This is a genomic window from Desulfobacterales bacterium (assembly GCA_021647905.1).
Classification (GTDB): Bacteria; Desulfobacterota; Desulfobulbia; order Desulfobulbales; family BM004; genus JAKITW01.
This window is the reverse complement of sequence record JAKITW010000071.1, coordinates 1-15,512: the sequence shown is the minus strand read 5'-3', so window position 1 is coordinate 15,512 and position 15,512 is coordinate 1. Positions and strand designations below refer to the sequence as shown.

The following is a 15,512-nucleotide window of genomic DNA, read 5'->3' as shown; positions in this document are numbered from 1 at the left end:
CGCCTACCAGCTGCATAATTCCGAATTCGACTGCATCCACGAAGCCGCCGTGGTGCATCCGATGGCGGTCGCGCTGCCGGCGCTGATGGCGGTGGCGGAACGCGAAGGCGGCGTCAATGGGCGCGACTTCATCCTCGCCCTGACCCTGGGCACCGATATCGCCTGCCATATCGGCGTCGCCGCGCAGGGCCGGATGCGCTTCTTCCGCCCGGCCATGGCCGGCGAAGCTGGTTTGCCCAGAATATCGTTGTCCAGGACCACCACCGTATCAGCGGCCAGCACCCAGGCCCGGGGAAAACGCCGGGCAACGGCATCGGCCTTGGCCACAGCCATCCGGCGAACAAAATCCTCCGCAGGCTCGGCCGGACGCGGGATCTCTTCCACCGCCGGCACCTCAATCCCAAAGGCAAGCCCCAGTTCCCGCAGAAAATCCTGCCGCCGCGGGGAGCCCGAGGCAAGAATCAGTTGATCTTTTGTTGTGAAAAAAGAGGCAGGCTCCATCCGGCCTTATCTCTCCGCGCGTTCATTACCCCGGCCCGGTAAGCGGAAACCATGCTACGGCCTCGCCGCCTTGACCCTGAGATTGTCAATCACCTTGATTGTTCCGGCCGTGGTCCGGGCGATCTCGATCACCCGGTCCTTGTTGGCCTGGGTATCCATCTTGCCGGTCAGGGTGACCACGCCCAGGTCCACATCCACATCCACATTCCAGGAACGGATCCCAGGCTCACCGATCAGTTTGGCCTTGATCTTAACGCCGGTCTGCTTGTCAGCCAAGGCCTGGGTAATGCTCTTGACACCGATCTGCATATTGTCGACCACCCCTTTGACCCCCTCCACCGACCCGGCGATCCCCAGGGCCCGTTCCGCCTCCTGGGCGGTCTCCACCACCCCGGTCAGAAAGACCGTCCCTTCCAGGGTATCAACATCGATCTTATAGGACTTGATCATCGGGTCCTCGATCAACTTCAGCGTTATCTTGGTGGTAATCGCTGAATCGTCGAGCATGGTCCCGGCGGTCCGCTCATCAGAGCCCACCTTGTAGACTCCGGTCGCGGCCCCGCCGACGATCACCGGCGCACAGCCGCTGACGGTCAAAAGGACAACCAGACAACCGCCGAGTAATACATTCCGCATCATATACCTCTACCTCCCAGAAAAAAGTTTAACGCTCACAGCGCCTGAACCTGCGGCAGCACCGGCACCGCCGGATACATATACCCGGTTGAATCGTTCACTTTTATTACCCTGTATCCGTGAGCATCGGCCAGTGGCTGGGCTGGGCGCGTCAATCAACAGCGGTTTCGTCTGCCGCTGGCAACGGCTTCAGGTTTTCGTCAACCGGGCGACTTCCTCGCCGCTGATCACCTCTTTTTCCAGCAGGAGTTCGGCCAGCCGGCCAAGGACCTCCCTTTTCTCCGTGAGAATCCGGGTGGCCCGCCCATGTCCCTCCTCCACCAGGCCACGGACCTCGTCATCAATGATCCTGGCGGTTTCATCGCTGTAGTTTCGTTCCTCCTGGCCTTGAATGCCGAGGTACATGAGTTGTTGCCGCTTGCCGTAGGTGAGCGGCCCGAGCTTGTCGCTCATGCCGAGCTGACAGACCATGGACCGGGCGATCTCACTGGCCCGCTCCAGGTCGTTCTGGGCCCCGCTCGAGATGTCGCCGAGAACGATCTCTTCCGCCACCCTGCCGCCCAGCAGAATGGCAAGCTGGTCCCTTAACTCGTTTTTTGTGGAGAGAAACTTTTCATCCACTGGCAACTGCATGGTGTAACCCAGGGCGGCAACCCCGCGGGGGATGATCGAAACCTTGTGTACCGGCTCGCCGGTGGGCACGGTCACCGCCACCAGGGTATGGCCGGACTCATGGAATGCCACCCGTTTCTTTTCTTCACTGTTCAGGACCCGGTGCTTCTTTTCAGGCCCGGCAATAATCCGGTCGATGGCCGCCTCGAAATCCTCCATGGTGACCTGGTCATGGTTTTCCCGCACCGCGCCGATGGCCGCCTCATTGGCGATATTTTCAAGATCAGCGCCGACAAACCCGGGGGTGCGCTGGGCCACCACCCGCAGATCCACCCCGTCCGCCATCTTGATCTTCCTGGCATGCAGTTTGAGGATGGCCTCCCGCTCCTTCAGATCCGGCTTATCCACAATGACCTGCCGGTCAAACCGGCCGGCCCTGAGCAGGGCCTTGTCAAGGATCTCCGGACGGTTGGTGGCCGCCATCACCACCACGCCCACGGAAGGGTCGAACCCGTCCATTTCAGTGAGCAGTTGATTCAGGGTCTGTTCCCGCTCGTCATGGCCGCCCATCATCGGCCCCATGCCGCGGGCCCCGCCGATGGCGTCCAGTTCGTCAATAAAGATGATGCAGGGCGCCTTCTGGCGGGCCTGCTCAAACAGCTCCCGGACCCGGGCCGCGCCAACGCCGACAAACATCTCGACAAACTCGGAACCGCTGATCGAGAAAAACGGCACCTTGGCCTCACCGGCCACGGCCCGGGCCATCAAGGTCTTGCCGGTGCCCGGAGGGCCGGCCAGCAAGACCCCCTTGGGCATCCGCCCCCCCAGCCGCTGCACCCGCTCGGGATCCTTTAAAAAAGAAATGCTCTCCTGCAGTTCCTGCTTGGCCTCCTCGGCCCCGGCCACATCGTCAAAGGTGACTTTCAGGGAAGACTCGGCATGGATATGGACCCGGTTGCCGGCGATATTGAGAAACCCCTTGCCCGCCTGGCCCATCCGGCGGGCGAACCAGCCCCAGACCAGAAAGAGCAGGCCAAAGGGCACGACCCAGTTCAGCAGGAAATTGCTCAGCCAGTTACTGCTCGGTCGCACCGAGTATTTTACCCCGTGTTTTTCAAGGGTCTGGGCCAGGTCGTTATTCAAGAGCGGTATGGTGATAAACCGTTGCGGTTTACCCGTTTTCTGGTCCTTGCCAACCAGGGTCCCGGTGATGTACTTGTCAGTGACCACTGCCTCGGCCACTTCATTTTTTTCCACATGGGCAATAAATTCGCTGTAGGGAATCTCCTCCTTCTTTGTCTCAAAATACCCCTGCCAGAGATAAAAAGAGAGAACCATGAACAGGAGGTAGGTCCAGAAACCGAAGTTGGGCTGCTGCCAGAATTTTCTTTCGCCCGGTTTGTTAATCTCAATGTCCGGTTTCTTGTTTCCTGTCTTGAAATCCGTTTTTTTCATCTCGCACCTTTCTGGGGATTGACTTGTTTTATTGAAACCGTTCAACCCATTAGCCCTGGGAAAAGACGGCCCGCGCCCTGGGCGATAAACTGCACGCCGATGGCGGCAAGCAGAAGCCCCATGATCCTGGTGGCGATGTTCAGCCCGGTGACGCCGATGGTCCGCCCGATCTCTTCAGCCAGGCGCAGGGAGAGCCAGACGGCCACTCCCACCACCACGATGCAGGCGCTGAACAACAACCGCTCAATCCAGCCGCCGGCCGCCTGGTTGGCATCGATGATCACCAGGCTGATGGCGCCGGGACCCGACATCAGGGGGATGGCCAGCGGCACCACGGCAACGTCTTCCTTGTCCGCCGCAATGCCGGCCTCTTCCTCGGTATGACGGACGCCGCTCATCCGTGAATGGAGCATATCAATGGCCATCAGCAGAATAAGCAGCCCGCCCCCCACCCGCAAGGCCGGAATGGTTACCCCGAAAAAGCCGAGGATCAACTCACCGGCCCAGGCCGAGATGATCAGAATAATTACCACGGTAACCGCGGCAATTCCAGCGGTCCGCTTACGTTCCAGGTGTGACTTGGCCCGGGTGAGCGAAATAAACACCGGAATTGCGCCCAGGGGATTGACTATGGCCAGCACCCCGATAAAGGCCTTGGCATAATCCATGGAATCAACCGTCATCAAACACCTCCTCGGCCCGGTCCCCGGTGGCGCGGCCGGGGCGCCCGCCGCAACAGGATCCTGCTCCCCGGAGCATTGTCATGCCAACGATCTACTCTACCCGAGAGGTAAGCGGCCGACAACCGTTCTGTCAAGGATAAAGATCCGCCCCTAGGCCCCGGCCTCCCGCAACAGTTCCTCAAACCGGGTCCTGGGGACCGGCGGGCAGAACAGGTACCCCTGCAGATAATCGCAGCCGTGCTTCATGAGAAAGGCCAGTTGTTCCTCTGTTTCCACCCCTTCGGCCACAACCCTCAGGTTGAGACTCCTGGCCATGAGGATAATCGCCGCGGTGATCGCCATGTCATCCCTGTTCCGGGGAATTTCCCGGATAAAGGAGATGTCGATCTTAAGGGTATTGATGGGCAGATGCCGGAGGTAGCTCAAGGAAGAATAGCCGGTGCCGAAATCGTCTATCGCCAGCATAATCCCCATCTGCTTGAGTTTTATCATAAAGCCGGTAACCGCCTCCCGGTTTTCCATGACCACCCCCTCGGTGATCTCCAGTTCCAGTCTTTCCGGGGGCAGGCCGGTTTCTTCCAGGACGGCGGCCACCGTGTCGACCAGGTCTTCCCGGCGGAACTGGCGCGGAGAAAGATTGACCGCCACGCTCAGGGAAAAACCCGCTTCCTGCCAGGAGCGGGCCTGCTCGCAGGCCGTTTTCAGGACATACTCGCCAATGGGGATGATCAGCCCGCTCTCCTCGGCAACCGGGATAAACTCGGCCGGGGAGACAACGGTGCCGTCCGGCAACCGCCAGCGCACCAGGGCCTCGGCCCCGACCATGGCCCCGGTTTCCAGACTGATCTTGGGCTGGTAATAGACCTGAAACTCCTGCTGCTCCACGGCCCGGCGCAGGTTGTTTTCCATGGTCAACCGCTGTTTCGCCTTAAGGTTCATGGCCGCGGTAAAGAGCTGGTAGTTGTTCCTTCCCTCCATCTTGGCCCGGTACATGGCCAGGTCGGCGTTTTTCACCAGGGTCTCCACATCATCGCCATCCACCGGGAAAAGGGTGATGCCGATGCTGGCAGTGCCGAAGAGGAGATGCCCCTCCAGGGCGAACGGCTCGGCAAAGGACGCCAGGATCCGCCGGGCCAGGCCAATGGGGGCCAACTCATCGTTGACCTTGGTCAGGATGATGACAAACTCATCCCCGCCCAGGCGGGAGACGCTGTCAGCATCGCGGCAGCACTCCCGCAGGCGCTGGGCCACTGCCTGCAGGAAGAGGTCGCCCAGGTAATGGCCCAGGCTGTCGTTGATGTTCTTGAAATTGTCCAGATCAAGGAACAACACGGCCAGCATCTGCCTGTTGCGCGAGGCAAAGGCCATGGCCTGTTCCAGCCGGTCGTAGAACAACCGCCGGTTGGGCAGCCCGGTCAGGGCGTCATAATAGGCCTGATACTGCAACTGTTCTTCGCTGCGCTTGATCTCGGTGATGTCGTGAAAAACAATGACATAATGGCTGAGCCCGCCATCCGCGTCCCTGACCGCGGCGGCAGAGGTCCAGGTCGGAAAATCCTCGTTGTTTTTGCGTTGATAGCGAAGCTCCCCGTCCCAGAAACCGTCTTGCCGGAGGGCGTTCCACATCTGCTGAAAGGATTGCTGCTCATCGCGGGTAACGTAAAGGCCGGAAAAAGGCCGGCCCACCACCTCATCGGCCCCATAGCCGGTGATCCGGCAGAAGGTCGGATTGACCCGGGCAATGGTCTCCGCAACGGTTATGATGACAATCCCCTCCAGGGCGTTTTCAAACACGCTGGCCAGCAGCAGCAACTGGGTGTTGGTGTGTCGCAGCTGGTCGGCGGTTGCCTCCAGGTGTCTGCGGGCCGCGGTCAACCGCCCGGCCCGGTCGTCAAAGGCCAGGGCCAGGTCCTCCAGTTCATCCCCGGTGCCCACCGGGCTGCATTGCGGCTCTCCCTCCAGCCCGGCCCGGCGGATCCTTTCGCATAACCGCAGAATCGGCCGGGCAATGCCGTTGCCGAGCCGGTTGGCCAGCAGCACGGCAATGACCATGAAGCCGCCCCCCAGCAGGAGCAGCTGCACCATCAACGACCGGACCGGGGCCAGAAGCACCGATTTTGGGGTCCCGATTTCGATCCCGATCCCCAGCCGGCTCAAAAGGGGGTATTTCTCTCCCACCATCTTTCTGGTCGTGACATAGGAGACATGCTCGTCAAAATTCTGGACAAACAGTGGGGTGTCCCCATGGAAGAGGCGGCGGGAATAGAGCGGATTGGGTTGCAGGGTCTGGCTGAAGATGCCGGCGAGTTCCCACTCCACGATCACCGCCCCCTGCGGGGTCTTATAGTATTCGATGGGCGCGGCCATGACGATGTTTTTCCGGTCTTCCGACAGCTGCATGACCGTCTTGCCCAGAACAAGGGTGGAGCGCAGGGGTATCAGCTTCTTGTAGGGGGGCGGTTCTTCCAGGCTGGATTGAATCGGGTTGCCCTCGAAATCCACCACAGTGACCGCGGCAACATGCCGGCCGCCCTTGAAGTCACTGATCAGCCTGGGCAGGTAGAGGATCCGCCCCAGGGTATCGACCAGGCTGTTGATCACAAAATGGTTGGCGCGGAACTGGTTGAGGCTCTCGTTCATGAAGGAAAGGTGTTGCTCAAGGCTGTCCAGGTCATGACTCACGTCCACCTTGAGGTGGTGGACCTCCAGATCACTGACCATGATCCTGCTGGTTATGACAGCGGCCATGAGGGTCAGCGACACCACCAGGACAATGACAAAGGTGGAGAAATAACGGACCAACCTTGCCTTCAGGCTCTTTCTGGCTCCGGTTTCCGGCATGATTTGATTTCCGGTCTTGTCTGGTTCAGGAGCCACTACCGGCACCGCGATTCCAGGCAAAGGTCAACCGGAACGATCAGGCCATGGCGATCGTAGCACGCCATGGTGAAATCATTCGAATCAAGCGCATCATGCCGCTCCGGGGTAAAGGGCGGCGAGTAGTCCTTGACCAGGCCGTGATAAAAATCGATCCGCTCCAGGGCGTCCCGGATCGCCGGACGATCGGTGCTGTCGGCCAGTTGGATCGCCCGGGCCAGCAGATGCACCAGGTCATAGGCATGGGCGGTCCCCGCCGGGGCCACGATCTTGCCGGGCGTATCAATGCCGTAGACCTTGAAATAGCTTTCCCGGACCCGGTCGGCGACATCTTCATTCTCAGGGGCCAGAAAGGAGAATGTCTGCAGGAATTCCAGGTCCACGGATTGCAGTTCCTTGTTGGTCTGCTCCCAGAAATAGCCGCCGGTAATCCCCCCGTGGGAGATGATCGGAATCTTTTGCCGCCGTTCGGCCATGCCCTTGATCACGTTTATCCCCTCGGGCGAGTTGGCGACCAGCAGGATGACCTGGGCCCCGCTCCGCTCGATCCGGTCAAGGTGTTGGTCCATCTCCTCTTCCCCCCAGTTGAACCACTCCACCAGGGTCGGGGTTAGTTTTCGCTCGGCCAGGGCCGCGGTCATCGCCCGGTGGTTGCTCCGGCCCCAGCCGGTATTCTCCAGGAGCAACGCCACCCGCTGGTATTTGCGCAAGGCATGGTCGACCAGAAAGGGGCCGGCATACTGGTCCCGGACCGATACCCGGAACACGTAGTTGGGGGAAAAGCCGTTCTCAACAATGGGGGTGGCCGCGGCCCACGGGTCCAGGTAGATGATCTTCTCCCGGTGAATGATATCGAGTTCGGCGAGCGCCACCGGGCTGTGCAGGCCGCCCATCACCGCCACCAGGTTGTCCACCCGGGCAAAGAACTTCATGTTGGCGATTCCCCGGGCGCTGATCCCGGCGTGGTCCCGGGCGATAATCTTGAATTTCTTGCCCAGCACCCCACCCTGCCGGTTGATTTCCCGGACCGCCAGTTCCATTCCCCGCCTGATCGCCTGACCGGACCGGGCCGAGCCCAGGGTCAGGTCCGCATCCAGGCCGATGACGATCTCGTCACCGGCAGTGGGACCATACTTCTCCCGGAGCAGTTGCGCGGTCTTGTCAAGGAGTTCTCCGCCGATCAGCTGCCGGTATTTTTCAATAACCGGGGCCGTGGCCTCCTGGAACCGCTGCCGCTCCTCGCTGCTGAGGGTATGTACCCGGACGCCGGAGTCGATAATGGTCCGCAGAAAGGCGGCCTCCCGTTCAATGGTCTCTTTCCGCTCAAAGGCGGTCAACTCCCGGGCCGTGGCCACCAGGATCTCCCGGAGGTCGGGGGGGAGCGAGTCAAGCACCTTTTTGCTGAAGGCAAAGACATATCCCAGGTAGGCGTGGTTGCTGATGGTGAGGTCGCTCTGCACCTGGTAAAATTTCCGGTTGACAATGGAGACCAGGGGGTTTTCCTGGCCGTCGATCACCCCGTCCCGGAGCGCCTGAAAGGTCTCCTGGAAATCAATGGGAATCGGGGTGGCGCCCATGAGCCGGAACTGATCGGTAATGATCCTGCTCTTCATGGTTCGGATCTTCAGCCCCTGGAAATCCGCGGGAACACGGATGGGCCGGTTGGCGGTAAACTGCTTGAACCCGCTCTCCCAGAAGGCGACGCCGACCAGGCCGAACGGGGTGAGTTGATCCAGCAGCATCCGGCCGGGCTCGTTGTCGAGCAGTTCGTAGGCATCCTCCCGGCTCGGAAAGATAAAGGGCAGATCAACGTACTGGATCGAGGGCAGCAGGGAACTCAACTTGGCGGTGGGCGCGAGGATGATCGCCAGTTCCCCGGCCCGGGCCGCCTCGATCATCTGGTGATCGTTGCCCAGTTGCTGGTCCGGGTAGATGTCGATCCTGAGTTGGCCCCGGCTTCTCTGGTCGACGATCTGCGCGAATTTCCGCGCCGCCACGTGCTGGGCGCTGTCCGGCAACAGATCGTGCCCGAACTTCAGGGTAAAAACAGCCGGTCGCGCTTCCCGGAGCGGGGCCGCCGGTCCCTTGACCCGGTTGAAATAGAAAAAAACAGCGGCCAGGACAACCAGGGCCCCGAGTAAAAGTCCGGTTGACAGTATCTTTTTCATTTTTCTTATCCAATTGAATCCTTATCGTCCGCCCGGGTCAGGACATTATGAAGGGTGCGGCTCAACTCGCTTATCCGGTAAGGCTTGGAAATCACGCCGCTGAATCCGTTCTGACGATAATCGACCATCATGGTGTCGGTGGCATAGCCGCTGACCACGATCGCCTTGATCCGCGGGTCGATTTTCAACAGCTCCTTGATGGTCTCCCGGCCGCCCATGCCGCCGGGCACGGTCAGGTCCAGGATCACCGCATCATAGGGCCGGCCCGCGTCATATGCCTGTTTGTAGAGGTCGATCGCCTCCAGGCCGTCCCGGGCCAGGGCGGCCCCATAACCGAGGTGGTGCAGCATGTTGGCGGTGACCTCGCTCACCACATCCTCGTCATCCATGACCAGGATGCGTCCCCGGCCGCGGATCAACTCTTCCGACACCTCTTCAAGGACTGGGTCCTTTCCAGCCGCGACCGGCAGAAATACATGGAAAGTCGAACCCCGGCCAGGTTCCGATTCAACCGTAACCATGCCGCCATGGTTGTTTATTATCGAATAGCAGATGGCCAGTCCCAGGCCGTTGCCTTTCTCCCTGGTGGTGAAAAAGGGGTCGAATATCTTGTCCAGATGTTCGGCCGGAAGCCCATGGCCCTCGTCCCTGATGGATATCCTGATATACCTGCCCTGTTTCAATGCCAATCCGTCTTGGTGATTGACCACCACGTTTTCAGCCCTTATATGGATCGTGCCCCCGGCCGGCATCGCCTGACAGGCGTTGTTAACAATGTTCTGGATAACCTGACCGATCTGGCCTTCATCAATGGCCACCGGCAGAAGATCGTCGGCCAGGGAAAATTCACACCTCACATTGGCGCCGCACAGGCTGAACCGGGCCGAGTCTCTTATCAACTCCCTGGCCGAGGTGATGGTTATGATGGGAGCCCCGCCCTTGGAAAAGGTAAGCAACTGCTGGGTCAGGCCCCTTGCCCGGTAAGAAGACTTTTCCGTTTCAGCCAGCAGGTCGAATATCTTGTCACCGGGTTGCAGGGAGGCCTTGGCCAGGGTGATGTTGCCGAGGATTGCGGTCAGCAGGTTATTAAAATCATGGGCAATGCCGCCGGCCAGGATGCCGAGGGACTCAAGCTTATGGGTCTTGAGCAGTTCTTTTTCCAGCTTTTTCTTCTCAGTAATGTCATGGAACACGACAATGATAAAGGACTCGTCCCGGATCCTGATCAACTTGGCGAACATGAGGGCGGTGAGAACCGAGCCGTTCCTGGCCCTGAAGTCCATCTCCAGGTCATGCACTTCGCCGCTGGCCTTTAACTCGGTTATGAACCTCCAGCGGTCCTCCCTGCTGTAAAACCCCACCTCGGGTGCTGTCCGGCCGACAACTTCGTCCTTGGTATAGCCGGTGAGTTCGCAAAAGGTCCTGTTCACGTCAAGCAACCGGCCGGTTTCCACATCAGACAGCGCAATGGCCTGGGGTGACAGGTCGAACAGGCTCCGGAACTTGATCTCGCTGGCCTCCAGGGTCCGGCTCGCCTCCTTGCGCACGCTGATGTCAATGGCTATTCCCCTGAGCCCGGCTGGTCGGCCATTCTCTAATTTCTGGTTTGCGTAAACCAAGGTGATCAGGGTTGTGCCGTCCTTTCTTGACAGCGTATATTCAACGGCCTCCACCTGCTCGCCCTTCAGGACCCGGGCCATATTGTCGGCCGCCCGTTGCCGGTCCGCCGGGATGACCAGCTCCAGTAAGTTCAGCCCGTTGTCCAGGTCGCTCCTGGTATAGCCGGTGATTGCAAACGCCTGTTCATTGGCAAAGGTGAGCCTGCCGTCCTGGTCCGCTTCAAAGACTATCTGCGGCAATGTGGCTGCCAGTTCATTATGGTCTGTTTTTTTCTGCAAGGTCTCACTACCTTTGCCTAACTGTTCAAGATCATGGGGTGCTGGTTAACGCTTACAAAAAAACACGCACTGGCATCTGATTAATATCCAGGCCATTATTGTCGGGTATGACGAGGTAAGCGGGCTTGCGGGACTCCGGTAAATTGGACGAAAAGGCCATTCCCGGACAGGCACAAGGTAATGGCTGTCGCGGAATGCAGGGTCATGCACGATCCGCACGAAGGGAATCCCGGCCACCTGGATGACGAAACAGGCATAATCGCCCACCGGACGGACAGCATGGACCCGGTGGCAATAAGGCGCGATACCTTCTTGCGGAAGCGGATAAAAACGGCTCCGGTCAGCCTTGGCAAAGAAGCGCCGCCCGCACCATTGCCGCGCGGGATAACGTTATAAAAAGCGCAGGGATAATGGATTCTCGGGTTACCTGGCATGGTATCCGAAGCCTACCCGCCGGATACAAAATTGTCAATCCCGGCCCGCCCCCTACGGAACCGCTCAAGGGAACAGCCGGGGTGTCTGGCTGCAATATACTCTTCGGCCGGATGATCTGGGGACATTTCAGGGTACGGGAGGCCGTCTGTGACCGGTTCGGGGGCCGCCTGGTCCTGGAGATCGACTATGACCGGCAGGAAAACGGGCCGCTCACCAGAAGAATCAGGGATCACCTGGTTTACCTGGAAAAACAGCGGATATACCTGGGCCGGTTCAACCTCTGCTACCGGCACACCCTGCACTTCTACGGATACTTCTCCCTGACAAAAGTAACCGCTGACTAATATCCGGAAGTTACCGACAAAAAAACAATTTTTTATTGTAAACATTCAGTAAACCCCTCCTGTCGGGAAAGGGGTCTTCTTCTACCAACGGCCGCTCCATTGAGAAGGGCCGGCTGTTCATAAACAGGCTATCAAGCAGGAACTCGCTTCGCCGCGGCGGCGATTCGGAAGCCATAAGCATATCCTGCCGAAGTTGTTTCAAATTCCGCTTTTGCCGTCACGGCTGCGGCTCAGGGTCCGCTACACCGTTCGGTATAAGAAAACCCCTTTCCCGATCCAACCTCAAACGTACGGGGTTTACCGAAACCTTACTTTTTTATTTACAGCCTCTTTTTTTTATATTATTGAGATCGTTAAATTAATCAGGTGTCCGCAAGGACTTGATAGGGAATTCCGTGAAATTCGGAAACGGGCCCGCCGCTGTGACCGGGGACGAACGCCGCTTATGCCACTGACCTGACCGGGTTGGGAAGGCGCGGCCGGGAGAATGAGCCGGGAGTCAGAAGACCTGCCTTGATTATCAGATATCTCTCCGTGGACAAGAGAGAATCGCTATGTATCTGTGGAAAATCAGGGATCCCCGGATCAATTTTTTAAATTGGTCCGGGGATTTTCTTGTCCGGACCCTCTTTATCAATTTATCTCTCAAGGAGGTGGCAAATGGACCGCAAGGGACAAAAAAAAATCACCTGGTGGAAGATCCTGCTGGTGTTCAGCCTGTTGACGATATTTCCCGGCATCGGGGAACAGCAGGCAACCGCCATGACCCGGACCATTCAGAAAGAACCGGCAATCGTCATAACCGCCTTTGGCACCACCACCGATGCCCGGGCGACCTTTGATTTTTTCGAAAAGCAACTGACCACCGGCCTGCCGGATCGATTCCGGAACTACAAGATAGCCTGGGCCTTTACCTCGGAAATCGTCAGGGAACGGGCCAATAAAAAGTTCAAGGAAGCAGGTTCGGACAGGCGCTATCTGAGCCTGGCCCAGACCCTGGCCAACCTGGAGGACCAGGGCTACCGGAAAATCGCCCTTCAGTCCCTGCATATCTTTCCCGGCCAGGAATATCGGGACATGGAAAAGGTGATCAGGGCGTTCCGTCAAATCGGGCTGCGGATTGAATACGGCGGCACCCTGCTCCATGAGTGGCCCTGGCTCTTTGAGGCTGTGAACGAACTGGAAAAGGAATTTCTTGCGCCGGACCAGGGGTGCAACGTCCTTGTGGCCCACGGCACACCCCAGACTTTTCCCGGTTCCAATTCCACCTACCTTGGCCTTGACCGCTATTTAAGCCGGAAGTACTCAAATGTTTTTGTCGGCGGCGTGGACGGGGTGCTTACCAGGGACCAGGCCCTTGACCAGGCCAGGGCCTACCCGATCGGGCGGGTACGGTTCATCCCTTTCATGTATGTGGCCGGCGACCACATCATGAACGACATCATGGGATCGGAGGCGGATGACAACGGCCTGCCCTCCTGGGCCATGGAGCTTGAACAGGCGGGCATCAAGGTGGACACGGTGCACGCCTCCTACCGGAACAAGGATTTTTTCAAGGGCCTCGGCTTTTATGAGAAGATCAACCGGATGTTCATCCGCCAGCTGGTCGAAAGCCTTGAACGCCTTGAAAAATACTAACCAGCATGGCTGGACCAGCTCGGCCGGCCATAACCAACTATGAAAATCGCCCCGGATCCAGAGCGTCGGCCGGGGCGACTTTCAGATAAAACAATGAAAAAAATATCGTGGCGCAAGCTCCACCGCTGGGCCGGGCTGCTACTGACCGGTTTTGTTGTTTTCTATTGCCTGACCGGTCTGCTGCTCAACCACCGGCAGGATTTTGCCTATTTTCAGGAACGCCGGAAAAGCGTTGTCCGGATCAAGGCCCAGGACCAGAAATCCTTGCCAGGCTTTATCAACACCTATAAACAACAGATCAACCGCAGTGACGATCCCACGGTGATCCGCATCAGGCAGGGCGGGGTTATCGAGTTCCTCTACGGCTCCCACGGCAGGACCACCTATGTCATTGATCCGCGGGCAGGAACCATGACCAGGATCGACAAGGCGGATAAACAGCCGTGGTATTGGCTAAACCGGCTGCACAAGGCCTACAAGACCTCCACTGCCTGGCAGTTGTTAACAGATGCTGTCGCTCTCCTGGTGATCTTCCTGGCCCTGACCGGTCTGATCATTTTCCGTTACACCCGGCAGGACATTCTCCTGCTGACCGGCGGCCTGTTATTGTTATTGCTCGGCATGCTGGCGGCATGAGCCTGGGCGGCAAAGATCCGGTCCTGCCCCATGCAGGGTTAAGTGAGCAACGACAAGCTGAACACAGTCCCTTTTTCAGTGGAGCAGGCCCGATATCACCGGACTCTTATTTACCCTTTTGATCTCGGCAACGAGTTTTTCGCTGAACGGTTACCGGCCTGAGACTGTGGGCCTCTTTCGCATGGCCGGTGAACGGTTACGGGGCAACGTTCATATCAACATGACTTTCTTTCCGCTTTACGCATCAATGACTTGGATATCGCTGAAGTGGAAACTCCGAGCTGCCGGGCCGTTTCAGCCAGGGTCACTCCCTGTTCCTCAACCAGGATCTGCATCAGCCTTTTCCTGGCCTGCGCAACCGGCCGCCGCCGGCTGCCGGAACGCAGTTCCTTGATGTTTATTTCTTCCTGGTCACAAAACTCGCAAACAACCCGGTTGATCAGCTCTTCTCCGGCCAGCCCCGGAGACTGGCGGCGCACCTGTCCCGCGGATTCCTTGATGACCCGTTCGACAAAACCTCCACTTCCCAATATCCGCTCATCGGCAGGCGCACGGATGCCCAGTCTCCGCAAGGCCTTTACCGCTGACCAACCACCAAGAGACCTGATCAAACCGCCGCCAACCAGTTCGGGACGCCTCCCCTGTTCGACCCCTTGCGCAATATATTGCCGGTAAGCGGCCCGGGCTGATTTTCCCGGTTGCCCGAACCGGGTCAACACGGAACCGCAGTCCTGCCATTCGTTCGCGTATCTACCCAGCAGAACAGCGTGGCCGCACCAGCGGTAACGGTCAAGACCGGCAAGGCCTTCAACCAATCCGGCCCGTAACGGATTGAGATGGATATAGCGGACCAATTCAAGAAAATAGGGCTCCTCTTCACAGATAACGGATCTGTATCGATTCTGGAAAAGATGGCCGTGACGGCGGTGACGTTTATTATAGGATAAGGCATAACCGGTCAGAAGACGGCGCATATATCGAGAAAGACCGAACTCGCTGCTGCGGAGGAGAAGATGCGCGTGGTTGGCCAGGAGCGCCCAGGCGTAGATGATCGTACCGGTATCTCCGGCTATTTTTCCCATCCGGGAGACAAAATTCCCCCGGTCTTTCGAATCATCGACAATACGACGCTTCTCTATCCCCCGGACAATGACGTGGTGCAAGGTGCCTGGTGCATCCAGCCTGGCTTGGCGCGGCAAAGGATACCTCCTCCTTATATCTGAACGAGAAACGAACCATAACAGATCTTGCCACGTTAGTCAATAGCGTCCCCATCTCAGCGGTTCAGGCGCTCACGGATTCAGGACAAAGCCCATTAAGTGCAAGCAGCTTCTAACCAGCATGACTGGACCATATTTCAGGCCGCAGCCACAACCAACAATGAAAATCCCCTCGAACACCGAGTTTCCGTTCAGGGTGACTTTAATGTAAACAACGACCAGACGACATTGTCCAACTATGTCGGTCTCGCAACAACCCGCTCGACGTAAACATTCAGTAAACCCCTCCTGTCGGGAAAGGGGTCTTCTTCTACCAACGGCCGCTCCATTGAAAAGGGCCGGCTGTTCATAAACAGGCTATCAAGCAGGAACTCGCTTCGCCGCGGCGGCGATTCGGAATCCATAAGCA

At 58.4% G+C, this 15,512-nt stretch carries 12 protein-coding genes and 1 riboswitch; of the genes, 3 read left to right on the top strand and 9 right to left on the bottom strand.

The genetic code is table 11. The annotated features are described in order from the left end of the window. Positions 1–3: 3 nt before the first annotated feature. The 7 genes from L3J03_10350 to L3J03_10320 form a co-directional block, all read right to left on the bottom strand. The gene (locus tag L3J03_10350; GenBank protein MCF6291379.1) at positions 4–501 is read right to left on the bottom strand and encodes a Maf family protein; all 498 of its coding nucleotides are present in this window, start codon (positions 499–501) and stop codon (positions 4–6) included. A 54-nt stretch (positions 502–555) separates the two neighbouring features. Continuing rightward, positions 556–1,140 (bottom strand): BON domain-containing protein, encoded by a 585-nt coding sequence (locus L3J03_10345; GenBank protein MCF6291378.1) that lies wholly within the window; start codon positions 1,138–1,140, stop codon positions 556–558. Positions 1,141–1,326: 186 nt separating this feature from the next. Further along, a complete protein-coding gene (ftsH, locus tag L3J03_10340) occupies positions 1,327–3,204 on the bottom strand; it encodes an ATP-dependent zinc metalloprotease FtsH (protein MCF6291377.1) in 1,878 nt (625 codons plus the stop codon). 41 nt (positions 3,205–3,245) lie between these two features. Beyond that, the gene (locus tag L3J03_10335; protein MCF6291376.1) at positions 3,246–3,887 is read right to left on the bottom strand and encodes an NAAT family transporter; all 642 of its coding nucleotides are present in this window, start codon (positions 3,885–3,887) and stop codon (positions 3,246–3,248) included. Positions 3,888–4,037: 150 nt separating this feature from the next. Next, positions 4,038–6,728, bottom strand: coding sequence for an EAL domain-containing protein (locus L3J03_10330; GenBank protein MCF6291375.1), 2,691 nt, complete (start codon positions 6,726–6,728; stop codon positions 4,038–4,040). A gap of 35 nt (positions 6,729–6,763) precedes the next feature. After that, positions 6,764–8,932, bottom strand: a complete 2,169-nt coding sequence (locus tag L3J03_10325) for a DctP family TRAP transporter solute-binding subunit (GenBank protein MCF6291374.1) — start codon at positions 8,930–8,932, stop codon at positions 6,764–6,766. Positions 8,933–8,937: 5 nt separating this feature from the next. Then, a complete protein-coding gene (locus L3J03_10320) occupies positions 8,938–10,830 on the bottom strand; it encodes a PAS domain S-box protein (protein MCF6291373.1) in 1,893 nt (630 codons plus the stop codon). A gap of 515 nt (positions 10,831–11,345) precedes the next feature. On the opposite strand from L3J03_10320, the gene L3J03_10315 reads away from it, so the two are divergent. Next, positions 11,346–11,609, top strand: a complete 264-nt coding sequence (locus L3J03_10315) for a hypothetical protein (protein MCF6291372.1) — start codon at positions 11,346–11,348, stop codon at positions 11,607–11,609. Positions 11,610–11,619: 10 nt separating this feature from the next. Here L3J03_10315 and L3J03_10310 read toward each other — a convergent pair whose 3' ends face one another. After that, positions 11,620–11,784, bottom strand: a complete 165-nt coding sequence (locus L3J03_10310) for a hypothetical protein (protein ID MCF6291371.1) — start codon at positions 11,782–11,784, stop codon at positions 11,620–11,622. A gap of 172 nt (positions 11,785–11,956) precedes the next feature. Further along, a riboswitch (cobalamin riboswitch) is annotated at positions 11,957–12,140 on the top strand. A gap of 129 nt (positions 12,141–12,269) precedes the next feature. On the opposite strand from L3J03_10310, the gene L3J03_10305 reads away from it, so the two are divergent. Together L3J03_10305 and L3J03_10300 are read left to right on the top strand one after the other, a co-directional pair. After that, positions 12,270–13,247: a sirohydrochlorin cobaltochelatase gene (locus L3J03_10305; GenBank protein MCF6291370.1), complete on the top strand. Its 978-nt coding sequence runs from the start codon at positions 12,270–12,272 to the stop codon at positions 13,245–13,247. 93 nt (positions 13,248–13,340) lie between these two features. Next, positions 13,341–13,883, top strand: coding sequence for a PepSY-associated TM helix domain-containing protein (locus L3J03_10300; GenBank protein MCF6291369.1), 543 nt, complete (start codon positions 13,341–13,343; stop codon positions 13,881–13,883). 215 nt (positions 13,884–14,098) lie between these two features. On the opposite strand, the gene L3J03_10295 is transcribed toward L3J03_10300, so the two are convergent. Continuing rightward, on the bottom strand, positions 14,099–15,082 hold the full coding sequence (locus L3J03_10295) for a transposase (protein ID MCF6291368.1): 984 nt from the start codon (positions 15,080–15,082) through the stop codon (positions 14,099–14,101). Between the last annotated feature and the right edge of the window lie 430 nt (positions 15,083–15,512).